Origin of the sequence: Peribacillus sp. NPDC097895 (assembly GCF_050277555.1) — a bacterium.
Taxonomy (GTDB): domain Bacteria; phylum Bacillota; class Bacilli; order Bacillales; family DSM-1321; genus Peribacillus.
The window spans coordinates 1,459,292-1,480,852 of record NZ_JBNNSH010000001.1 but is presented as its reverse complement, the minus strand read 5'-3'; the positions used below and the strand labels follow the sequence as shown (position 1 = coordinate 1,480,852).

General features: G+C 34.1%; 23 protein-coding genes and 1 pseudogene. 4 read left to right on the top strand and 20 right to left on the bottom strand.

From position 1 onward, the window contains the following. Window positions 1-242: 242 nt before the first annotated feature. The 3 genes from ACQKMH_RS07095 to ACQKMH_RS07085 form a co-directional block, all read right to left on the bottom strand. Window positions 243-575: a hypothetical protein gene (locus ACQKMH_RS07095; protein ID WP_427586713.1), complete on the bottom strand. Its 333-nt coding sequence runs from the start codon at window positions 573-575 to the stop codon at window positions 243-245. Window positions 576-799: 224 nt separating this feature from the next. Beyond that, a complete protein-coding gene (locus ACQKMH_RS07090; protein WP_427586712.1) occupies window positions 800-973 on the bottom strand; it encodes a hypothetical protein in 174 nt (57 codons plus the stop codon). A 195-nt stretch (window positions 974-1,168) separates the two neighbouring features. Beyond that, entirely contained in the window at window positions 1,169-1,360 is a 192-nt protein-coding gene (locus ACQKMH_RS07085) for a DUF4083 family protein (protein ID WP_427586711.1), read from the bottom strand. 426 nt (window positions 1,361-1,786) lie between these two features. Here ACQKMH_RS07085 and ACQKMH_RS07080 point away from each other — a divergent pair, with 426 nt between their 5' ends. After that, a complete protein-coding gene (locus ACQKMH_RS07080) occupies window positions 1,787-1,954 on the top strand; it encodes a hypothetical protein (RefSeq protein ID WP_427586710.1) in 168 nt (55 codons plus the stop codon). 153 nt (window positions 1,955-2,107) lie between these two features. On the opposite strand, the gene ACQKMH_RS07075 is transcribed toward ACQKMH_RS07080, so the two are convergent. The 5 genes and pseudogenes from ACQKMH_RS07075 to ACQKMH_RS07055 form a co-directional block, all read right to left on the bottom strand. Continuing rightward, a complete protein-coding gene (locus ACQKMH_RS07075) occupies window positions 2,108-2,542 on the bottom strand; it encodes an SMI1/KNR4 family protein (protein ID WP_427586709.1) in 435 nt (144 codons plus the stop codon). A gap of 552 nt (window positions 2,543-3,094) precedes the next feature. Next, on the bottom strand, window positions 3,095-3,346 hold the full coding sequence (locus tag ACQKMH_RS07070; RefSeq protein ID WP_427586708.1) for a hypothetical protein: 252 nt from the start codon (window positions 3,344-3,346) through the stop codon (window positions 3,095-3,097). A gap of 285 nt (window positions 3,347-3,631) precedes the next feature. Continuing rightward, window positions 3,632-4,206, bottom strand: a pseudogene (locus ACQKMH_RS07065) (FMN-binding negative transcriptional regulator); the annotation flags it as partial. 65 nt (window positions 4,207-4,271) lie between these two features. Then, on the bottom strand, window positions 4,272-4,790 hold the full coding sequence (locus ACQKMH_RS07060) for a GNAT family N-acetyltransferase (protein WP_427586707.1): 519 nt from the start codon (window positions 4,788-4,790) through the stop codon (window positions 4,272-4,274). 24 nt (window positions 4,791-4,814) lie between these two features. Next, complete coding sequence (locus tag ACQKMH_RS07055; protein ID WP_427586706.1) at window positions 4,815-5,267, bottom strand: MarR family winged helix-turn-helix transcriptional regulator; 453 nt, start codon at window positions 5,265-5,267, stop codon at window positions 4,815-4,817. Between the two features lie 113 nt (window positions 5,268-5,380). Between ACQKMH_RS07055 and ACQKMH_RS07050 the strand changes: the two genes are divergently transcribed. Further along, a complete protein-coding gene (locus ACQKMH_RS07050; RefSeq protein ID WP_427586705.1) occupies window positions 5,381-6,025 on the top strand; it encodes a YczE/YyaS/YitT family protein in 645 nt (214 codons plus the stop codon). A 320-nt stretch (window positions 6,026-6,345) separates the two neighbouring features. Here the strand turns inward: ACQKMH_RS07050 and bla are convergent, their stop codons facing one another. Further along, complete coding sequence (bla, locus tag ACQKMH_RS07045; protein ID WP_427586704.1) at window positions 6,346-7,293, bottom strand: class A beta-lactamase; 948 nt, start codon at window positions 7,291-7,293, stop codon at window positions 6,346-6,348. A gap of 231 nt (window positions 7,294-7,524) precedes the next feature. Here bla and ACQKMH_RS07040 point away from each other — a divergent pair, with 231 nt between their 5' ends. Together ACQKMH_RS07040 and blaI are read left to right on the top strand one after the other, a co-directional pair. Beyond that, entirely contained in the window at window positions 7,525-9,336 is a 1,812-nt protein-coding gene (locus tag ACQKMH_RS07040) for a BlaR1 family beta-lactam sensor/signal transducer (protein WP_427587531.1), read from the top strand. Further along, the gene (gene blaI, locus ACQKMH_RS07035) at window positions 9,317-9,697 is read left to right on the top strand and encodes a penicillinase repressor BlaI (RefSeq protein ID WP_427586703.1); all 381 of its coding nucleotides are present in this window, start codon (window positions 9,317-9,319) and stop codon (window positions 9,695-9,697) included. The genes ACQKMH_RS07040 and blaI overlap by 20 nt, the downstream gene beginning before the upstream one ends. Window positions 9,698-10,497: 800 nt before the next feature. Here the strand turns inward: blaI and ACQKMH_RS07030 are convergent. The 11 genes from ACQKMH_RS07030 to ACQKMH_RS06980 form a co-directional block, all read right to left on the bottom strand. After that, window positions 10,498-10,950, bottom strand: coding sequence for a VOC family protein (locus tag ACQKMH_RS07030; RefSeq protein ID WP_427586702.1), 453 nt, complete (start codon window positions 10,948-10,950; stop codon window positions 10,498-10,500). Between the two features lie 1,151 nt (window positions 10,951-12,101). Continuing rightward, entirely contained in the window at window positions 12,102-13,004 is a 903-nt protein-coding gene (locus ACQKMH_RS07025) for a DMT family transporter (RefSeq protein ID WP_427586701.1), read from the bottom strand. A 269-nt stretch (window positions 13,005-13,273) separates the two neighbouring features. Further along, complete coding sequence (locus ACQKMH_RS07020) at window positions 13,274-13,966, bottom strand: LrgB family protein (RefSeq protein ID WP_427586699.1); 693 nt, start codon at window positions 13,964-13,966, stop codon at window positions 13,274-13,276. Next, a complete protein-coding gene (locus tag ACQKMH_RS07015) occupies window positions 13,942-14,337 on the bottom strand; it encodes a CidA/LrgA family protein (RefSeq protein WP_427586698.1) in 396 nt (131 codons plus the stop codon). Before ACQKMH_RS07015 ends, ACQKMH_RS07020 begins: the two co-directional genes overlap by 25 nt. A 108-nt stretch (window positions 14,338-14,445) precedes the next feature. Next, the gene (locus ACQKMH_RS07010) at window positions 14,446-15,324 is read right to left on the bottom strand and encodes a LysR family transcriptional regulator (protein ID WP_427586697.1); all 879 of its coding nucleotides are present in this window, start codon (window positions 15,322-15,324) and stop codon (window positions 14,446-14,448) included. Between the two features lie 635 nt (window positions 15,325-15,959). Next, window positions 15,960-16,796 carry a DUF1835 domain-containing protein gene (locus ACQKMH_RS07005; RefSeq protein WP_427586696.1) on the bottom strand — a complete coding sequence of 279 codons (837 nt, stop codon included), beginning with the start codon at window positions 16,794-16,796 and terminating at the stop codon, window positions 15,960-15,962. A 129-nt stretch (window positions 16,797-16,925) separates the two neighbouring features. Then, window positions 16,926-17,177: a hypothetical protein gene (locus tag ACQKMH_RS07000; protein ID WP_427586695.1), complete on the bottom strand. Its 252-nt coding sequence runs from the start codon at window positions 17,175-17,177 to the stop codon at window positions 16,926-16,928. Window positions 17,178-17,492: 315 nt separating this feature from the next. Continuing rightward, window positions 17,493-17,933 (bottom strand): CoxG family protein, encoded by a 441-nt coding sequence (locus ACQKMH_RS06995; protein ID WP_053347531.1) that lies wholly within the window; start codon window positions 17,931-17,933, stop codon window positions 17,493-17,495. Between the two features lie 308 nt (window positions 17,934-18,241). Further along, on the bottom strand, window positions 18,242-18,595 hold the full coding sequence (locus ACQKMH_RS06990) for a DUF402 domain-containing protein (protein ID WP_427586694.1): 354 nt from the start codon (window positions 18,593-18,595) through the stop codon (window positions 18,242-18,244). Window positions 18,596-18,754: 159 nt separating this feature from the next. Further along, complete coding sequence (locus ACQKMH_RS06985; protein ID WP_427586693.1) at window positions 18,755-19,561, bottom strand: SDR family oxidoreductase; 807 nt, start codon at window positions 19,559-19,561, stop codon at window positions 18,755-18,757. 931 nt (window positions 19,562-20,492) lie between these two features. After that, a complete protein-coding gene (locus ACQKMH_RS06980) occupies window positions 20,493-21,497 on the bottom strand; it encodes a DJ-1/PfpI family protein (protein ID WP_427586692.1) in 1,005 nt (334 codons plus the stop codon). Window positions 21,498-21,561 lie beyond the last annotated feature (64 nt).

The window sequence follows — 21,561 nt, the reverse complement described above, 5'->3', positions numbered from 1 at the left end:
TTTATCGATTAAGCACGATATTATAAATAAGTTATTATTTGTTCCAAAACTCGTCCTTTTCTGAACACACCACTGTTCGTTTTGAAAAGGACGTTTTTTATTGCCTTTCTCGTAACAAAACTTTGTTCATTATTCTATGTGTAATAAAATAAGAAAGAGTGATTTGAGTATAATTGATTATTTTTGTGTGCCTTAATCAACTAACGCACCCGTTAGTTTAAGTACAATCCTTCACAAGGCTTTCAATTGGAAATTGGGTACCCATCTCTTATAGCTCTAACTATGACTTCATAATCCTTCATGCCATGCTTTTGGGCGATTTGAGCCAAAGAATAGGCCAGTTCATTCCGTTGTTCTTCCTCTATCGGCACATGGACTTTAATCGTTTTGTTATTTGGATTGACTCCGAGCGATAGAATATCATATTCATTAATTACCTTATTGCTTTCTTTCATGAATGCTCGGCTCTGTTCTACCTTTTTCTGATTGTCTAAGTAATCATAGACTAAAAAAAGTATATACGTGGCCATCAGCACACCTAACCCTAGAGAAACTCGTTTTTTTAATTTCTTCACTTTATATCTCCTTGTCCAAAATTCTGTCTCTTTTACATCCTTTTTAACTTTATCATATTTATCTATCTGTAGAACTATCAGGTATTAAGATGATCAAAAGCGACATAAAATAGGCTTCTCTCTTATTAAACTAAACTGCCCCGGTAGTTCATTAAGAAAAAAGGCCACCCAATGGCAGCCCTCTGATCTCAACTAACGCACCCGTTAGTTGAATAATACACTCTCTAAACTTCTTTATTTTCTTTTGGTTTTTTTATACTCAAGTATCCTCCTAAAATTAAACCTAACGCCGATAATCCATAAATAACAGATTTAATATCAGTATGAATATCTAAGTTAGATGTAACCAAAGCCAACATAAGAGAAATCAATGTTAATAAATATGATTTTGATTTCAATTTTTCACACTCCCTTTCTAATGGAATTTGCTATAGCTTATAAAAACAATAATTTTTACTATCCTGCCCCGTTAGTTGCATAAAGAAGAAGCTACCTTAAAGACAGCTCCGATCTTCAGCTTACGCATCTGTTCTATAATGACTTATTGTAGAGTTGACCCAAACTGCGAGGTAAAAATAAAAAGGACTAAAAGATTACTCTTTTTTATCCTTTTCAAGTAACACAATTATTCTATCAAGTTTTTGTTCGATACGGTCTGACTTCCTGGGCTGCTTAGTAACGAGTGACCGTATTAGAAAAAACACTCCAGAAAATATCCCAAATATACAAATAAGGAAAAATATTGAATACATTGCATCGCCGCCATTAATAGTCATAATAGTCATAATAGTTCCCACCTTTACAGATTGACAAAAGTATACCATAATTTTCTAACACACAGTACGAGTACACTATGCTTGTTGAACTATCCTGCCCCGGTAGTTCCATAAGAAAAAGCTGCCTTAAAGACAGCTCCGACCTTCAGCTAACGCACTCGTTAGTTGATTAAGAACTTATTAAAAAAACCGTTGTCTTCAATTGTAAAATTAATTCATATAAATATTTTCCTTTCAATTCATTAAAAGAACACTAAATATAATTTGTATTTTTATAGTTCAAGTGACATAATTATACTATATTTACATAATTTACACAGAGGACTAATTGTAAAAACAGTATCGGCTAATGGGAAATATGGTATATCGTTTGTAACTTCTGTTCCACCGACTGTTATCGTTCCGTTAAGAAATAAATGATAGGCGGTGTTTTAAATGTCAAATAGATTATTAGTTATTTTTGCTATAATAATATTTATAGTAAACTTTGTAGTATTACCTATGTTTTTCGATGAAACTCCTAATTCCTATGGCACCTTTATAGGTTTAATTTTACTAAGCATATCTCTTATTTCTTTAATTGATCAGGTAAATAAAAAATAAAAGGCATCCACTCGTTATATTTAGGTTAGATAAGTGAGACAGTTGAAATTAAAAGGACCACACATTTTTTAGATATGTCTAATATGTGTGGTCCTTTATTTAATTCGTTCTTCAGCTAACACACCCGTTAGTTCAACAAGATAAGTTTATTAATTATTCATCCTCATCAATCTCATCTTCAAATTCAGAATTCGATATAATAAATTCTTTTAAGTTAGAAGCTAATTCTTCTAATTTTTCGGTTTCATGATACCAAATATAAATTTTATCCTCCATTACCGTATCAACAATCCGAAAACATAATTTGTCCCCTGTACCATCTTCACCAATAGATATTAGATCATCTGCCATGCCTTCATCTCTCACATTTTGATTTTGTCTTACAATATCATCCCAGGTTCTCTTTAAGTTTTTGGAGTCTTTAATAGGAAACAGAGTCCATTCATCAATCTGAGCATTGTTAGATAGTTTAAAAAGTTCTTTGTATTGTTTGGGAAAAACAACTCCTAATTGTTCTTCTGCTGATTTTATATCTAAATCCGTAACTCCAGGTTTTCTTGTGTCAATCAAATCGATTACATCATTCATTTAATACGTACCATCCCTTCACATTCTTTACATAAAACTTCTTGATTTTTCTTCAAAACCTTCTTCAGCTATCCTGTCCCTTTAGTTCTATAAGAAAAGAGCTGCCTTAAAGACAGCTCCGATTTTCAGCTAACGCACCCGTTAGTGTATTTAGAAAAGGCTTACCGCACCACCTACTTATTAGCACCTAGTTAATGAATGACATCCTAATGAATGAATTTCCAGTTGTTAAAATGAGTAATACACCAATTCCGATGAACAATATCCGTCAGAACCAATAACTACTTATGAATGGAAAAAAATCGATTTTTCCTTCTTCAATCTCTTTTATACTCTTATCCAACCACTTGTACTGAAACAAACCAAAATACAGGAAAATTACTCCCGTTACAAAAACAAATAAACCACCTATCATTTCCTCCAATTCATCGAACTCCCTACTTTTTCATCCTACCATTATCTTAGTATATATTACTCTTCAACAAATCAGCCCCTTTAGTTCCATAAGAAAAGAGCTACTGATCAGCTCCTGGCATTGAAGTACAGCACCTGTTAGTCGATTAAATTAGCCAAAACAGTTAAGAAAATAAATACTGTAATCAAAGTCGACCAGCCTACTCTTCTTGTTACCGATTTCTGAAGGAATTTGATTTTAGATACAATAAAAAGAACACCAAAAAGTACAGTAAATATACATACTGATTTAAGCCAAAGAGAAATACCAATTTTATCAAGATACGGAGGAAGGAAAGTTAGTACAATAAAAATTGAACTACCAAACGCTACATTTTCCCATTTTTTCAAATTGTCTTGCCACCTTTAATTTTTCAAATTTCAAACAACATTCCTATAATAAACGTTTTTTTGGTTATTTATAAAAGTAATAATACTCTGTTTTCTTTAATTTCTTATGCAACTATCCTGCCCCGTTAGTTCCATAAGAAAAAGCTGCCTTAGAGACAGCTCCGATCTTCAGCTAACGCACCTGTTAGTTTAAGTACAATACTTCACAATCTGAAGAGAAGCTGCCAATATGACAGCTCCGTTCGCTTCTTTAATTCTGCATCTAAGGACTGAATAAAAGTGGGCTTATAGGTGATTATTTAATCTCTTTTCCATCAATTCTGCCATTTGTTCCGAATTTGGATTTCCTTCATTTTGTAATTTATCAATGATGTTAATATAATCCGTTTTATTTCGGTTCTGACTTAATTTATAAGCAGCCTGAATTTCTCCCACCTTAATTTTAAATCCAACTAACCCTTCCATTCACTCTCTAAGAGTTGAGGAGAAAATTTATCCTATAAAATAGGATTTTCACGATTCCCTTCATATTTTTCCAGCATTATAGTTAATTCTTCAATTAATTCATCTTTCTCTAAAATGCTTGCTTTACCATATACATGGACGGCTTGATAATTCCATGTTGGAACTTCTTCATGCCCATACCAAGAAGAAGAAATGTATGAGTTCGATCCCTGAAACATTACAAGCACATCTTCACAGGTTTCAAATGTTCTCCACTGAGGATATCCATAAGCCAAATGCCCAGTAATATAATAATCATGATCTTTTTTACTTAGCCCCAAAGGCAAATGAGTAGCAATGGGTTTCCCTTGTTTTGTTGTGACAATTGTGCCAAAAGAATTTTTTTGAACAAAATCTCAAATTTCATCTTTGTGACCTTAATATTTTGGAATATACATAATAATCCTCCTTTCCAAAAAAGTTATATGAGTGTTTTGGCCATTATAAAGTCCACTTGTTCTTCATCACCCATATAAAAAGAGTGGGCTCCAGTTTGAACAAACCCCAGTTTCTTATAAAAAGCAATAGCATTTTCATTTTTTTCCCATACACCTAGCCAGATTTTCTTATTATTACGTTCCATCGCAATTTCCATAGCTTTTTTTAGAAGATATCTACCAAGCCCATGTTTTTGAAATTTTTTCTTTATATAAATCCTCTCGATTTCAAGTGATTCAGCACCCATTTCTTCAGACTGAGCATCATTGGTATTGACCTTTAAATATCCAGCGACCTCATTATCAACATAAACAAAAAAGAATTGCGAAGAAATATTGGATAATTCTTCTTCTAATTGTTTTAAATTAAATGCCTTTTCCAAATATGTATTCATATTTTCGGGTGAATTCTGATGCTTAAATGTCTCATTAAATGTTTCATAACTAATTTCTTGAAGTTTGCGTGAATCTTCGAGAGTACATTTTTTTATATTTATAGTCATTGAAATATGTCGCCCCTTTGTATATCAATAAGTTCTCTTGTTCCCTTTTTTAACAAATTCCCATTCTTTTTCTATATTTTTCCGTACTCTTTCTAGAAGAATAGAAATGGAGTCTTGATCTCTTTCAGAAAATCCCTCTAATGCAACAGTATTGGACCAATCATTTTCTCTCTTTATAAAAGGATAGACATTTTGCCCTTTTTGTGTGGGAGAGAGTTTTCTAATTTTTTTGTTATATAAAACCTCTTTCTTTTCAATAAATCCATTCATTTCAAGTTTTTTAATAGCACGAGCTGCTGTTGATCGATCAACTTTAATCATCTCAGATAGCTTTTCCTGAATGATTCCTGGATTTTCACATATTCGCACAAGATACAAATACTGCCCTTTTGTAAGGTCATATTCTTTAAATTCTATATTGCTTATAGAATCTAATGCCCTTGCTATCATTCCAATTTCACGAAGAATTTCCTTCATAATTAACTCCTTAGTACACTTTTTGTTGCAAATGCAATAAAATAGACATATATTAAATTCAACTTAACTTTGTTGCGTTTGCAATAAAAAAAATGATGAAGGGGTCGAGTACAGTGAAATATGTTTTTTATGTATTAGGAATTTTAATATTAACTCTTGGTATTTCTTTCACTATACAATCAGACCTTGGAACTTCACCTTTTGATGCACTTTTGGTAGGACTGTCCATAAATGTGGGGCTTACTGTGGGAAGCTGGGAAATAATAATAGCTTTAATATTGATATGTTGTAATTCATTTTTAAAAAGACAAAGACCAGAAGTTTCGGGGTTGTTAACAGCTTTTATAACGGGTATTGGTATTGATATGTGGCTTTTTTTATTGCACAATTTGATAACACCTGAACTATGGTACAGCAAAGTTGTTTGTTTTGGAATCGGCTTAGTTGTTATAGGATTAGGAACTGCAACATATTTACACACAAATTTTGCACCGATTCCAGTTGACCGATTAACATTAATCATACAAGAATTAACTAGAACAAATATATTTTTTTCGAGAACATTCATTTACCTCGTATTCTTGATAATGGCAATGATTTCAAATGGACCAATTGGCGTTGGAACTTTATTAACCGTTTGTTTAGGGGGGCTAATACTTAATTACTTTATGCCATTTACTGAAAAAGTATTAGACCGCATATTAACACACTCTAGTACATCACCAAATTATGATAAAGATAAAAAGCATTCAATATAGAATGCTGCTGATCGTCACAGCTCTTTAAAGAACTAACGCACCCTATAGTTTAACTACATTATTTCACAATTTTTTTTAAGGAATAAAAAAAGCGACCTTCATCTTAAAAAGTCACTCATCGTTAGCTGTCCATAAAAAATTGAATGTTGAAGTCAGGAACTGCCCTGTTTGCCAACCTTGCTGGAATTCATATCAATACAGATAATGAAAGACTTTCGTTCATTAATGGGAGTTGAAGAAGGGTCACCATAACAATCATTATAGGAATTAATCTACTAAAAAAGGCTACTTAACGTAACCTTTTTTAGTACAATCATTTTCTATTTATTTTTAACTTTAAGGGCCTTAATTACTTCTTCTGTTGCCTTAGCAATAAGCTCGTCGTTATAATCAGCATCTTTTTTATCACGACTTGAAAGTACAGCAAGAACAATAGGATCTCCTTTTGATGGCCATATGATCGCAATATCATTTCGCGTACCATATGATCCTGCTCCAGTCTTATCAGCCACTGCCCAACCTTTCGGCACTCCAGCACGAATTAACGCATCTCCAGTAGTATTTCTCTTCATCCAATCTATTAAAAGTTCACGTTTCTCAGTTGGAAGTGTATCTCCCAATGTAAAAGCCTGAAGACTAGTAGCAAGTGCACTTGGTGTACTCGTATCATGAGTTTCACCAGGATTAACTTCATTTAAATCTGGCTCAAATCGCTCAGGGCTGGTAACATTATCTCCAATTCCCTCCAGTTCTTTTTTAAATCCAGTCGGTCCACCCAGTTGTTTAAGGATAAGGTTTCCAGCAGTATTGTCACTGTATCGAAGAGAAGCATCAGAAAGCTCCTTAAGAGTCATCCCCGTATCAACATGCTTTTCTGTAATCGGATTATAATTAACAAGATCCTCACTTGTATAGGTAATTCTTTGATTAAGGTCTTCTATTGATTTCTGTTGTAAAAGTGCACCTACAGCTAGAGCCTTATGAGTAGATGTATACGCAAATCGTTCGTTCTCATGAAATTCCACGGTTTCTTTTGTTCCTGTATCAATGGCATAGACCCCAAGCCTTGCATCATATTCCTTCTCAAGTTGTTCAAATTTATCCATTGTGGTTTCTTTTGTTGTAATATTTTCTGACGTTTGGTTAGTTCCTCCAGTATGTTCTGTTTCTGATTGTTGTACAACCTGTTTTTTCTCATCTGTGCAGCCTGCAACCATAAGCACCAAGCCTATTGGTGCTAGTATTTGATAAAACCATCTTTTGTTCATGATGTAAACCTCCTAATTATTTGATTAGACTCTTATGTACGAATTGAAAAAACAACCTCATGCAAGGAGTTTTAACGGATTACATTTGTAGTCTGATTACATCTGTAGTATAGTATTACATATGTAATCAAATGAAGTCAATTCTTTATTTTTTTACCATCAAGCCACTATAAATTTGCTATATACCTGTTTTTTAAAATTTAAAAGTCAAGAGAGTTGGTATTGAAGGACATGTTTTTAACTCACTTTATAATAGGTCTATTGGTGTCTTCATTTTCCGTTACTGTTATCCTACTTATACGAAAATGGTTTGGAAGACAATTAACAGCAAAATGGTACTATCATTTGTGGATGTTTCTTTTTATGGCTTTAGCACTTCCATTCATACCTACTGATTTATATAATTTTAGTTCTCTCCTTAGCGGTGGGGAAACATACCAGACTAATGTCCCCAGCTCTAATGCGGAAAAAACTGGAACTGATATGCTACAGGGCCTACACCTCATACAAGACTTTTCTGTATCGGTCAATCGGCCGGACCTGTCCTTACTTAATATGGGAGTGATGGGTTTATGGATGTCAGGGATGCTTTTATTTACCTTTACTATGGTTCGTGGATGGCTCACACTTAGAAGGATAAAGAATTATTCTTCTGCGTTTTCCAATCAAGAAGTTCTCGTGCTTTTCGAAGAATGCAAGAAAAGACTACAGATTAAAAAATCAATAGAGATTGTTATTTCGAAAAGAGTCCAATCTCCAATGATATTCGGACTTTTTAAAACATATATCGTCTTACCTTCTCAGCATGAAAACTGGCTTAGTTTGAAAAATTACGAGTATATCTTTCTTCATGAACTGAATCACTATAAAAACAAGGATTTGCTGACAAATTACGTGATATTGTTCTATCAAATCATTTATTGGTTTAATCCCCTTGTTTGGCTTGCTTTTAGAGAAATGAGATTGGATCGGGAAATCGCATGTGATACATCTGTTTTACAGTTACTAGATGATAATTCTTTTAGTGAATATGGAAATACTATCATTAATTTTTTGGATCTTTCAAAACGGTCAAGTAATCTACAGTTAGTGACACAATTAAACGGTTCGAAGCTTCAAATCAAAAAACGAATTGAACAAATTTCTGCCTATAAGCATTCCGCAAAAAAATCAATAAGAAAAAGCGTCTTTATTTATGTGTTGGCCAGTATCATTTTGACAATCCAATTACCTTTCGTTTCCGCATTTGCGACGGAAAACGACCGATACTATTTTAATAATGACGGAGTAGTTTATGAAGATTTACATCAATTCTTTAAAGGGTATGAAGGAAGCTTTGTTTTATATGATCATAACGCACAGCAATTTCGCATTTATAATGAAGAGAAAAGTACGTTGCGGGTATCACCTGATTCCACATACAAAATCTATAGTGCCTTATTTGCTCTAGAATCAAATGTAATATCACCTGAAGAATCCAAACTTTCATGGGATGGTACGGAGCAACCCTATGACGCTTGGAATATGGATCAGGATGTCTCATCTGCTTTACAAAAATCTGTAAACTGGTATTTCCAAGAATTAGATCGTAGAACAGGATTTGAAACAATACAATCCAATCTACAAGAGATAAACTATGGAAATTCCGATGTATCTGAGGTATTTGGTGAATTCTGGAACGAATCTTCATTAAAAATTTCACCAGTCGAGCAAGTCCAACTGCTGCAAGCCTTTTATAACAATCAATTTGGATATAAGGAAATGCATATCCAAGCTGTGAAGGAAGCACTACTCTTAGAAAAGAATGAAGAATCTCGCCTATCAGGAAAAACAGGTACAGGAGCAGTGAATGGAAAAAACATCAATGGTTGGTTTATCGGGTATGTAGAGACGAAGAACAATACTTATTTCTTTTCTACTAATATACAAAATGAAGGTGATTCATCTGGAAGCAAGGCGGGAGAAATTACTTTATCAATTTTAAAAGATTTAGGAATCTATAATGAAAATGGAGCGGAGAAATATGGAGAAAAACATTCCTAGTATATCAGAATCAGAATGGGAAATCATGAACGTGCTTTGGGATAAAGCCCCTAAAACAGCGAATGACATCATATTTTCCTTACAGGAAAGTACCGATTGGAAGCCGAAAACCATACGTACTCTTCTCGATCGATTGGTTCAAAAAGATGTAGTAGGTGTCAATAAAAATCTAAGAGTATACACCTTTTACCCGCTCTATACACAGGAAGAGTGCCAGCGTGCCGAGACTGAATCATTTATCAACCGTATCTATGGAGGGACCATGAAATCCATGCTTGTCCAATTCATTCAGGAAGACACCCTATCTGATGATGATATCAATGAACTACGCTTTATTTTAAATAAAAAACCCAAAAAGTAATACTATTAAAAAAGTCGATTTGGAATTTTTCCAAATCGCTTTTTTCGGTCAAAATCGAAATAGCGGGAGACATATTTCTCATGTAATTATCGCTTTATTGCTCAGATTAAAAAAGAATCGCTTTCTTCTCTGTAAATAATACGCCCGTTAGTCATAAAATAAAAAACAAGAGTAGAGTTACACACGAAATGAGCCATTAACTATGAAGGATATATTTATTCAATTCAACTAAACTGCCCCGTTAGTGCCATAAGAAAAAGGCTGCCACAGCACCCCCTGTTATTGAACTTTCCGAAAGAAGTCTTCCTTCAATTGTTCCATCCTTAAAAAGAGCCTCAGAAGTTTTAAACTCTTGAGTATAGGAACCTCTGACTCGCGTAAGATAAAATGCACCTGGATTTTGGCTTATCCAATATTCTTCTTTTTGGGGTAGCATCAGGAAAATGCGGATTTACAACGTTAAGGAAATTGCAATATTAAAAAGCCCAATTTCTCAGCATTAAATTGAGAAATTAGGCTTTTCGTTACTCCAGAAAAGCGCCTTTGTATTGAATAAAAATTTTCTTCAAATCGAGACGGATTGGCATATAACGTTTTCGCATTCACGAACCCTGCGAGCCTGAATCTGCTTTCCTGCTTCTTCTCCTGGCGACCAAGGAGCTCGGAGAGTCCCGCAGCGTGAATGCTGCGTTATATGACGTAACCGACTTCTTCGAGTTACTTTCACACTGCTTTTCTGATTCAATTTTTACTTCAGTAATGTATATTTCAGTAAAGGCTTTTTAAAAAACGTCACTTACTTATTTGTTACCGAGTTGTTCCGCCAAACCGATTAGAAGTCCTTCGGTTCCACGAATGTAGCAGAGCCGATACGAGTCCTCGTACTGAACCACTTCGCCAACGAGCTGAGCACCATGCTTAGTGAGTCTGGATACCATTTCGTCAATGTCTTCAACTGTGAACATGACGCGTAGATAACCGAGGGCGTTTACAGGAGCAGTCCGGTGATCTGATATAGTAGGTGGGGTGAGAAATCGCGAAAGTTCAAGTCGGCTGTGGCCATCTGGGGTAACCATCATAGCAATCTCTACGCACTGAGAACCCAATCCGGTTACGCGACCAGCCCATTCACCTTCTACAGTGGTTCGCCCTTCGAGGTTCAAGCCAATCTCCTCGAAGAAAGAGATTGCGTCATCAAGGGATTCTACAACGATGCCGACATTGTCCATTCTTAGTAATTTGTTTTTTGCCATAGTTTTATCTCCTTATATGTAAAATTTATTATTTGATCATCTTCATAATTATTCCATTAAAAAGTTGCAAATTCCAAAAAAACACCTTGTCACAGTTCATGATAACAGAAAAGTCAAAGTATAGGAAAATGTGAAATTGGGTTTACGGGTATGTCATATAACATCTTGTTAACGAAAAACACTTCGTATACCCTTTACTATGGAATATTCACGAGCCTTATTTTGTGAATGCCATCATGTTCAAATAGTTTCAAAAATTCGATACCGTAGTTGCTATTCGATAAAACAACTTCGACTTCCCCACATAATATTCCTGCCCTGTACTCCATTAAATGGCCCATAAGATAATCAATTAAAAATTGAAGAGCTTCAGATAAAATCCGATTATTAGCTTCAACAAAAGAAATTTCCCTTTTTTCAGTGAATTGATCAATAATTAATTTTTGGAAATTCTGTTATTGTTGAGTAGAGGTGACTTATTTTGAAACTAAAAAAAAAGTAATTAAAAATAACGTTTACTTGTTTTTTATTTCTTTATCTGTAGTTTATTTAACTTTACGGCTTGTAATGTTGGTTCTACTTTCTTTAGAATTTGCTTTTATCTCTCCTGATGGAAAAGAGTTTATTATGGGAACACTGATCCCTGATTTCTTCTTTTTAACTATTTATTGGATAGCTTCATTCTTATATTTCAGAAATGCAAAAATTCCACTAATTATAAGTCTTGTCATATTTATTGTCCTTGTCATTTCTATTTTACATTACCCAAGAGTATCATATAATAGAAGATCGAAATTTAAAGGATGATTACGCAGTAAGCTATCATACTTACAAAATCATTGGAGAAAAATACAGAGGAAATTCAGTTCAAGTATATAAAAAAGTCTTCCCTTTTACTTATAAACCTCAATCCGAATATAAAGACAGCACAGATCAAGCTGGCGATATTATTTTGGAATTATATCGTAAAAATCACAAAATAAAAGATGGGAACACATTGACTATTGGAGATTTCGAAATCCCATTAAAATAAAAAATCGATTTCCTGTACATTAAGAAATAGATTTTTTATTTGTCTTAAAGAACTAACGCACCCGTTAGTTCCATTAGAAAAAGGTTGCCTTAAAAAGTTTTATTAAAGAAGTCCATTCTTAATTAACATTTACAGGTACCTTAGGATTCTGACCTCGAATTCCAATCCCTAAAGCAATTGCAGCTCCAATACAACTAGATAGGCAACCTACTATCAAATAAATTGATGGTGTTGATTCACCAATTAAAACAGAAGCAATCCCTCCAATTGCTGGGAATAGCGCCACCATATACCCACTTTTTGCTCCTCCAATTTTTTCTACAAGTTTTAAATAAAATAGCCAAGCCATAAAAGAAGCAATCAAAGTTAAATATAGCAAAGCAGCTAAATATGTAACTGTTGTTGGAAGTATAATTTTTTGTCCTTGGAACAGTACAATTGCCCCCATTAAAACACTGCCTACTGTAAAACCAATAGCATTTGCATAGATAGGGTCAACCTTAAGTTTAGCATTTCTTGCAGAACTGGCATCACCAATAGCTGTAAGAATAGTGCCTAACAAAGCAATCATAATCCCTTTTAAATCAGTGAGCCCTTGAAAATTATTTAAGGTCGGATAGATGATGACACATACGCCAAACACCCCTAGTATTCCCCCAAATAAAACGCGAGAATGTAATTTCTCTTTTAAAAAAACACGGAGAGCAATCGGAGTCAGTATCACTTTTAACGAAAAGATCAATGTTACAATTGCAGCAGAGCTCAAAATAGTGGCGTAATAAAGGCACAGATAACTTAATGCAAAGTTACATACACCAAACACTATTATAAACGGAATATCTTTACTTTGTGGTCTCCCCTTTGGTTTAAGGAACCAAACAAGAACTAAAAATAAAAAAGCAGTCATAACTAAACGATATGTTAATGATAATTCCAAACTGACTGGTGTTCCTTGAATTTTTACCGCAATAAAATTAAGACCCCATACTATTAAGCAAAATATGTACATGAAATTTGTCATTTTATTACCTCTTCCTGCTGTTTACCTTAATATGTTAATTAACTTCTCAGTAAGTAATTGTAACAAAACTTACCAGTTTTTTCCAATATAAATGAGTTAATTAACCACGAGTTGTTACTTATTGAACTATCCTGCCCCGATAGTTGCATAAAGAAAAAGCTGCCTTAAAGACAGCTCCAATCTTCAGCTAACGCACCATTAGTTCTTTAAGAAAAGAGATTCTTATTAAAGAATTGCCCCCTTTAATGTAAGGGGTGGCACCAATTTTCCTACACGTTCAAAGTATTGATAAAAGGTGTTAGGATTAATGCCCAGATGACTGTAAAGATGGCAGTCAGAATGAAGGATACACTGGAAGTTGTTCCCGCTTTTTCCCCGATTTTAAACGCTTTTGCAGTCCCAAGTGCCTGTGCACCCAAACCATACATCATGCCGATAGACAATGGATGCTTAATGGAAAAGTGCTTTATTATAGCTGGTCCTATGAAGACACCTACAAAGCATGTCAACATACTAAAAAGAACAGTTATGGCAGGAGTCCCTCCAATGGATTCAGACAAACTGACAGCAATTGGAATGGTGACAATGCGAGGAATAATACTGAGCATATAATCCTTTCCCATTGCAAGCAGGTAAGTACATAAAATGCCAGAAACAACAGCAATCAAGGAACCGGCTGCAAGACTACATACAATCACGCGCCAATTTTTCGCCAGAAACGACCAGTTTCGATACAATGGAATGGCTAATGCAACGGTTACAACGTCTAACAATTTATTTAGTGGAATAGTGCCATATGCATATTCTTTGTATGGTATATCCATTATCAAAAGGAGTACAATGAGCATAACAGGAGTGAGAATGATTGGTGAAAATAACAATCCTGGTTTTTTCCGATTAATCTTTTTCGTCAAAAAATAAAAAAGGACAGTAATAATTAAATAAAAGATCTTGGTAACCATTTCCTTGCTTCACCGTCTTTTCTTTCTAAAATCCTATCGGAGATGACACCTGTTACTATCATCATAAGTGCTGTACCACTAACAACAATGGAAAAAATCATTAGGCCTTTGATGCCAAATATCCATGAATATTCCATAAATCCAACGACTGCCGGTATGAAAAATAACATCATCTCGGAAATAATAAGCGTAGCCCCCGCTTGCACCCAATTTAATTTAATCAAGCCTAAATGAAGACCGAAGAATAATAAAATCATCCCGATAATACTTCCTGGAATAGGTACATGAAGAAGAGAGACAATATAGTCACCGATCCAAGTAAATGCAATAATAACCCCAATTTGCAATAAAATTGTTAAGCCCTTTTTCAAGAGCAACACCTCCGAAATAGAACAATATGTAATATAAATCATTCTACTTGGAGATTCACGATTCGTAAAATATATAAAAGACATCAAAACTATTCCGTGAAGTTATAGTTAGGTTTTTCCTTCCTGAAGATAAGTAATGAACTCCCGAACTGCATAGGAAAGATACTTATTCTTTTTATAAATCAATGCCAATTCCCAATCAACCTGAGGTGAAATAATAGAAACAATAGAAACCTGATCCTTAAATCGGTTTGCTACCGACATAGGAACAACAGATATCCCAAATTGTGCCGCTACCATCTCTCCAACGATATCCCATAAGGAACTTTTGTAGACTAAATTAGGTTCAAATCCCGATTGCAAACAGGCCTTCATTACCACATCATGTAGAACATATTCTTCGGTAAAAAGAATAAAGGCTTCCTCCTTTAATTCGGATAAAAGTACTGATTTTCTCTCCGACAGCCAATGATCCCTGTCAACAATGACAACTAGTTCTTCTTTGAATAAGGGGATGGTTCCAAACACTTCAGAGTCAACTGGTGATACGGTAATACCCACATCCACTTCCCCTTGTACTACTTTTCGTTCTAATTGTTTCCCGCTAAATTCGACCATTTGCATTTCAATTTGCGGATAACCCTTTTTAAAATCAGCCAGCACGTTCGGAAATAACATTACACCCAAAGTCGGCATTAATCCCATTTTAATGGTTCCCTTTTTTACATGAACGACTTCGTTTACAGAAGAATGGATATCTTCCATCATCTGCAAAATTTTCAAGGCTTGATCATAAACAATCTTGCCCGCATCTGTCAGCTCCACTTTTCTCTCCGAACGATCTAGCAACGTCACTTGAAGCTCCACTTCCAAACTTTTTATCATCTTACTAATGGAAGGCTGAGATACATGTAGGATCTCAGATGCCTTCGTAAAATTCTTTTGTTTGGCTACTTCTACAAAATATTTAAGATGTTGAATATCCATTTTAAAACTCCCCGGTACTATAATTATAATTCATTCCCGTCATACTTAATGGTTCCATATTTTCATTTCGAACAACCTTCTCATTCATTATATTTTATTGTGTTCGATTCTACATAATTGGGAAGATGATTTTTGGACATCCTTTAACATATTCATTTATTCTTAAAAGTGGTAAATCTCGATATACAATGAAAATTGTATACCTCATTGTTTTCAAGGACCTTCATATTTTTATTGGTGGTCTTTTTATTCTTATTACATAAATGTTCAATTTCCTTATAAAGAGTTATTCCACAAAATGACCCAATTGTTGAACAAAGGTCAAACAGCACCCTTCAACTATCCTGCCCCTTTAGTTCCATTGGAAAAAGGTTGCCACAGCAACCTAATTATTGAAGTAAAGTACCTTTACCTCTATAAACTATTTTTTTTATTTAGATTCTCATTACTTTATCTTAATCCCATATACGTTCCAAGGTCACTTCTTTATTAATACAGTTTATATGAAGTGAATACACTCTTTCTTGTTACTTCTTTTAATTTAAAAGAATAGCGTTTTTTTAATCATATAGATATAAATTTATTTTCACTTAATAGTGAGAAGATAAGCAAATAAATATGAATTTATACGTTATTTAAGGTAATCGAATCTCAAATTTCCCTAAAAAACCTAAATCACCTTGGTAACATAACTTTCCTTGTTGAATCAATTGGTATATTCGAAAAGCTAAATAAGTTTCCCCTATACATTGATCACTTTCTCCCATTACTTCCCCAACAATTCGAGATGCTTTTTGATATTCCTTTGATGTATTTTCTAAAATAGATGCATCATAATAATCTTCAGATACAGCTACTATTTTTCCATTTAATAATATTCTTAATACATCTTTAGTTTGAGACCATTTTTCCCAATCATTTATCAAAATTTCAATTGTTGGATGAGACATTTTTTTTTTCATTTGAAGAGCATCTTGAATCAGTTCTGGAGGCATTTCACCTAAACTTCTTATCCTGTGTGGAATATCTTGGTTCTGTAAATCACGCACCTTGTATTCTATATGGCGACTGTACTCTGTAACATTCACTTCTTCAAATTGAATATTTTTATTTTGGAGTAAAAATGCTACAAATCTCAAACCGATTTCATCAGATACATTACCACCATGCCATAAAATCACTTTACTATCAGTTGGAACTTCTGTTGCAATTTGTGAATTTTTTTTAAGGGTTGTTTCAATCCAATCTAAATAATCTCTTTCTGAGGCTGGGCCTGTTTTTGTTAACACTTTTTTCAGCCATTGTTTTCTTTCTTGCATTCCTTCATTTGACTCTAAGTTATAAATAGGACCTATAGAAAAGTCCTTGTTAATACAAATGATTTGTTCGTTTTGGTGTTCCTTACTTTTATGAAAAGCACTTTTTAAATTTCCACATGCAGAATCTCCAAAGCTAATATGTATAACATTCATATTTCAATATCTCCTTACTGACTTAATATATTTATTTTTATATCGAAAGAACAAGTATATATGAAATATGCTCAAAACAAAGTTTTTCATATAACAGCCCGTCAATTCTTTCGGTTTAATCTACCCGCATTATGTTTTAAATAAAGATAGTCCTTCATTCAGTAACCTGCCCCAACAATTGTACTTTGATTTCTTAGTGCAAGGATCTTTTCTGTACACACTCCAGTACCTGGGGCCATATTCCACAATGTATTTTGCATCCTTAAAGTTAATTTCTTTTATCATTTTATTGCTAAGGTATCTTGAACTAGGTAGGATTGCTCCGACAGTTTTAGGATTGACAATGTATTGATATATAAAAGAAAAATCAAATTTTTTCATGTACTTACTCCTCTAGGTTTGTGATTTATAATCAAATCATAAAAAACAAACCTGAAGAAACACTCGACAAAAACCTTAAGAGTTCTTAATGTTTACAAGTATATCTTATTTCACTAACCTCCCCCATTAGTTCATTAAGAAAAGCGATTCTGGAATATTGAAGAAAAGAGGCCATCCTTTTTGGACAGCCCCCTTTCCGCTAATTATAAAATTTCTAGTAGAGCTCGATATCATTATATTGGTCACTTCTGAATGTTACCATCTATACTTCAGAGAAAGTATCTCCAAAATGAATTGGCTTCCAAACTTTGAAAACTATGAGAATACTGCAATTTTACGTGCGATAGATTCTGTTAAACGAGATGCTACTTTTGGAACAGCCCATTTAATAATTGGTGTTAACACCGCACCAGATAATCCGCCTGCATGGATTTCCACCGTACAAGTCATTATTGTTTTACCATTAACATCTTCTGCAGTAAAGTGACCGCTTCCTGTAAAATTATCTGATAAACCTTTTAGTTCAAACTTAATATTTGAAGGTTCATTCCATTCGGTAATATCTACCTGCGCTTGTATAGTTTTTTTAATACCTTTCACACTACCTTCAAATGTCCAAATAGATTGCTTGTCATTTATGATTTCATGTTCTTTATAGGCTGGTACTGTCGTTGCCCATTTTTCTAGATCACTGACATAATCCCAAACTGCTTGTACATCTACTGGAACTACTACAGTATGCGTTCCCGTTGCCATTATAATCCCCACCTTCACTATGTATTATAACTTTACATTTCTACAAAATAATTATTACATAAAAAGCATAAACTTACATCACTAATTATACATAGCTTTCCTTCTTCCAATCCCCCAATTATTTGTAGAATCAAAATTTTCCAATCTCCACTATCCAGCCCTTTAATGGAATAACAGGACTGACGTTTTTAAACGACTTTAATGTCACTTAACAGTATTCCTTATAGAACTATCCTGCCCCGTTAGTTCCATAACAAAAAGATCTGCTGATCAACTCCTGATAAATAGTACCTGTTAGCTTAATAAAATCATTTTAATTCATTGACTAAGAATTCCTTATGAGAATGGGATAAATCAAGCAATTCAAAGCTTCTATTATTTATTAACTTAGTAAGGATGTTTACTTCATCCCAAGCTGAATCATAAAGAGATTTATCAATAATTCCATTTATCAAAGCCTCTTCAAGCTCATCAGCATCTTTTTGAATTACTTCTCCAGAAGGTAACAAGATAATATCTAAATATAAATCATCCAAATAAGGAATATCATTATCTAATCCATTTTCAAGGCAAACATCAATATACCATTGCACTATATTTCCATTATTATCAAACATCGCTGTTACTGAATGCTTTTTTTCTAAGGAAATTGTTGAAGCCACGTGTAACCATCATCAACAATACATATATTCTTTTCCTGAACGGATAATGGTTCAGCAACTTTAATTACATGTAATAAAGTTATATAGCCATTAAATTCTTTAGTATCAAGAAACGCTTGTGCATATTTTCTGCCCAAGACACGTTTCCGAGGATTGGTTTTATTCTGCACTAAATGCCCCAGCCAACATTCCTCCATCAATTACCAATTCGATTCCCGTAGTGTATGCAGATTCATCAGAACCAAGGTAAACAATACTATAAGCCACTTCTTCAACCGTTCCAAATCGCTTTAATGGAACATTTTTGGTAAAAGTCTTTATGTTCTTCTCACGAATTTCCCCTACTCCAATAACCGGTTCCCATATTGGAGTCAAAATCGCCCCTGGATGGATGGAGTTACATCGAATATTGTAATTCTTTTCTGCACAATAAAGAGCAACCGTTTTGGTATGGTTACGGACAGCAGCTTTACTGGATGCATAGGCAGCCGCATGTGCCACGCCAACCATTCCAGAATGGGAGGAAATGTTTATAATTGAGCCTCCTGTTTCCTTCATAGCACGAATACCATATTTACACCCTAAAAATGTTCCGTCCAAATTAACGGCGTGGATGGCATGCCAGCTTTCTATGCTGGCATTTTCCGGGTCTTGAAGCCCTCCACTCTTTTCTTGAAAACCTGTAATTCCAGCATTATTAATAAGTATATCTAGTCTTTTAAATTGATGTATGATTTTCGCTATTACATCTTTCCATTCGGATTCAAATCTAACATCTAATCGTATGAAGTAGGCGTCTTCACCTAATTCTTCAGATAATTTGAAACCGTTTTCCTCATTCACATCTGTTAAAACAACTCTTGCACCCTCTTTAATTAACATTCGAGATGCTGCTTGTCCAATACCACTGGTCGCACCAGTTATTAAAGCAACCTTTCCCGAAACTCGTCCTTTATCTTTTGACATATAAACACCTTGCTTTCATTAGTTTTTAAAGTGTTACTTTTAATCGGCATACGAAATTATTTTTGTCATTTAAATGGATGAAAAAAATAATGTAAGGATATATTTCAACTTTGATGAAAAATTATCCTTTTCATTTATAAAAATCGTATCAGTTTTATTGAATAATATATTCGTTAATTTAAGCACAAAACTTCTAAACCTCAGATCCACATAAATATCCAATTGTTTGTTTTCGTGAGTTTTCCTCAACTATCTGGCCCTTAATGGAATAACATGACTGACGTATTTAAACAACTTTAATTTCACTTAACAGTATTCCTTATGGAACTACCCTGCCCCGTTAGTTAATTAAGAGTACTTTTTTACTTTAATTTGTATGTATGATTTTTTTTAATCGTAATTTTAGATTACTGGAACTCTTTAACCCATATTTTCCAACAAAAAAACCCTGAATATGACCGATTTTGGCCAAATTTAGGGTTTTGTTCGTTTGGTAGCTTCCGTTAATTACGTGTTATGTCGACTAGGGTTGTATTAATTTTTCATTTTAAATTAATCTCTCAAAGTATGATAAAAGTTATACTAGATACTAATATAACAGTTACTAATAAGAGTATTGCAATGCTAGACTTAGACCTCTTTAGAGCACTTTTGGCATTTTTCCATTCCGGAATATATGCTAAAACAAATTCCAATCTTAAAAGTCGATTTCTAGAACTAATGCACCCGTTAGTTCTAGAAGGCTTGTAAAGTTGACACAAACTGTGAAGTAAAGGTGATGGAGAAATGATGAAATAAAAAATGAAAAAGAAAGAGTATCATATCACTCTTCCCTTTTGTCAATTTTATACTTATCTAACTTTAATGAAGGAATAACACACTTATTAAATGAATTAACACAAAAAAAGGAAAACATGAATTGCACCCCCTTTTATGAAATACGATGACCAGCTAATTTGGATGAAGGTAGCAACCCAGCTTTTGCTTCGCCATACATATTTTTCTTATCTATAGAAACGATAAATTTTAAATTGAGTCTCATTGGTTTAGTAACTTTCATTGACCAATATAATTTATCCCCTTTTAACATAAGATTGTCTAAAGATACTATTTCTTCTCCTTGTTTTGCAATTCCTTCCATTTGACCATCTTTAGAACTTAAATCTAATAAAACGGAGAGTTTTCCAATCGGAGTGGAAATTGTGATATCCCATCTCCCTAGGAAATTATCTTCCTTATCAGCTTGAATAAAGGAATGGTCACTTGTTGTTTTGTTTAATTTATCTTGTGGACCTTCTTTAAGTGTATTTCCTACTGCCCGCCAAACTGTACCTCTTCGTTCATACTCAAATAATTGTTCGACAGCGTGTGCTATACGCGGGCCTAACTCTCGTTCAACTAAATAAAGAGCAACATCAAGTCCAGAAGTTACACCACCACCAGTGACAAGATCACCATCATCTACGATACGAGCATTAACTGGAATAGCATCTGTAGCACTCAATAGGCCCATTCCCATTTGGTGTGTTACTGCATGGCGGCCTTCTAATAAACCATCCATTGCTAAAATAAGGGAACCGCCACAAACCGTAGAAAGAAGGATATCAGGTTTCTTAAGTGCTTCTTTTAGCAGACCACTCAGTTCTGTTTCAGTGGCTTGCTTTAATTTCATTGGTACTGAATCTGGTCCATCATCGTCAACAGAACCAGAAGCACCTGGAATAAGAATGATTCCTTCACGAGACAAATCAAGTTTTCCACTCGCTGGAATCTGTAACTGATTTACTCCACTTTTCACCATTCGTTCACCTTCCGCAGTCACAAGTTCAACTGTTATCTTCTCGTTTGAGTACATCGTAGCAGCAATAAACACTTCATAAGGAGCAATTGCGTCCAATAGATCAAATCCATCAAACAATACAATTTGAATATGCATAAATAGAACCTCAATTCTTATAATCAAAATCAGACCGGACGGTCCGGTCCGTTACAAGTATTTT

Coding starts and splice junctions, on each gene's coding strand:
- ACQKMH_RS06995 (WP_053347531.1), bottom strand. CDS start 17,933: ATGGCAACGGGAACGCATACTGTAGTAGTTCCAGTAGATGTACAAGCA.
- ACQKMH_RS07005 (WP_427586696.1), bottom strand. CDS start 16,796: ATGAATGTTATACATATTAGCTTTGGAGATTCTGCATGTGGAAATTTA.
- bla (WP_427586704.1), bottom strand. CDS start 7,293: ATGAACAAAAGATGGTTTTATCAAATACTAGCACCAATAGGCTTGGTG.
- blaI (WP_427586703.1), top strand. CDS start 9,317: ATGGAGAAAAACATTCCTAGTATATCAGAATCAGAATGGGAAATCATG.
- ACQKMH_RS07010 (WP_427586697.1), bottom strand. CDS start 15,324: ATGGATATTCAACATCTTAAATATTTTGTAGAAGTAGCCAAACAAAAG.
- ACQKMH_RS06980 (WP_427586692.1), bottom strand. CDS start 21,497: ATGCATATTCAAATTGTATTGTTTGATGGATTTGATCTATTGGACGCA.
- ACQKMH_RS07075 (WP_427586709.1), bottom strand. CDS start 2,542: ATGAATGATGTAATCGATTTGATTGACACAAGAAAACCTGGAGTTACG.
- ACQKMH_RS07020 (WP_427586699.1), bottom strand. CDS start 13,966: ATGGTTACCAAGATCTTTTATTTAATTATTACTGTCCTTTTTTATTTT.
- ACQKMH_RS07060 (WP_427586707.1), bottom strand. CDS start 4,790: ATGACTATAAATATAAAAAAATGTACTCTCGAAGATTCACGCAAACTT.
- ACQKMH_RS07055 (WP_427586706.1), bottom strand. CDS start 5,267: ATGAAGGAAATTCTTCGTGAAATTGGAATGATAGCAAGGGCATTAGAT.
- ACQKMH_RS07025 (WP_427586701.1), bottom strand. CDS start 13,004: ATGACAAATTTCATGTACATATTTTGCTTAATAGTATGGGGTCTTAAT.
- ACQKMH_RS06985 (WP_427586693.1), bottom strand. CDS start 19,561: ATGTCAAAAGATAAAGGACGAGTTTCGGGAAAGGTTGCTTTAATAACT.
- ACQKMH_RS07080 (WP_427586710.1), top strand. CDS start 1,787: ATGTCAAATAGATTATTAGTTATTTTTGCTATAATAATATTTATAGTA.
- ACQKMH_RS07030 (WP_427586702.1), bottom strand. CDS start 10,950: ATGGCAAAAAACAAATTACTAAGAATGGACAATGTCGGCATCGTTGTA.
- ACQKMH_RS07085 (WP_427586711.1), bottom strand. CDS start 1,360: ATGACTATTATGACTATTAATGGCGGCGATGCAATGTATTCAATATTT.
- ACQKMH_RS07040 (WP_427587531.1), top strand. CDS start 7,525: ATGTTTTTAACTCACTTTATAATAGGTCTATTGGTGTCTTCATTTTCC.
- ACQKMH_RS07000 (WP_427586695.1), bottom strand. CDS start 17,177: ATGAAAAAATTTGATTTTTCTTTTATATATCAATACATTGTCAATCCT.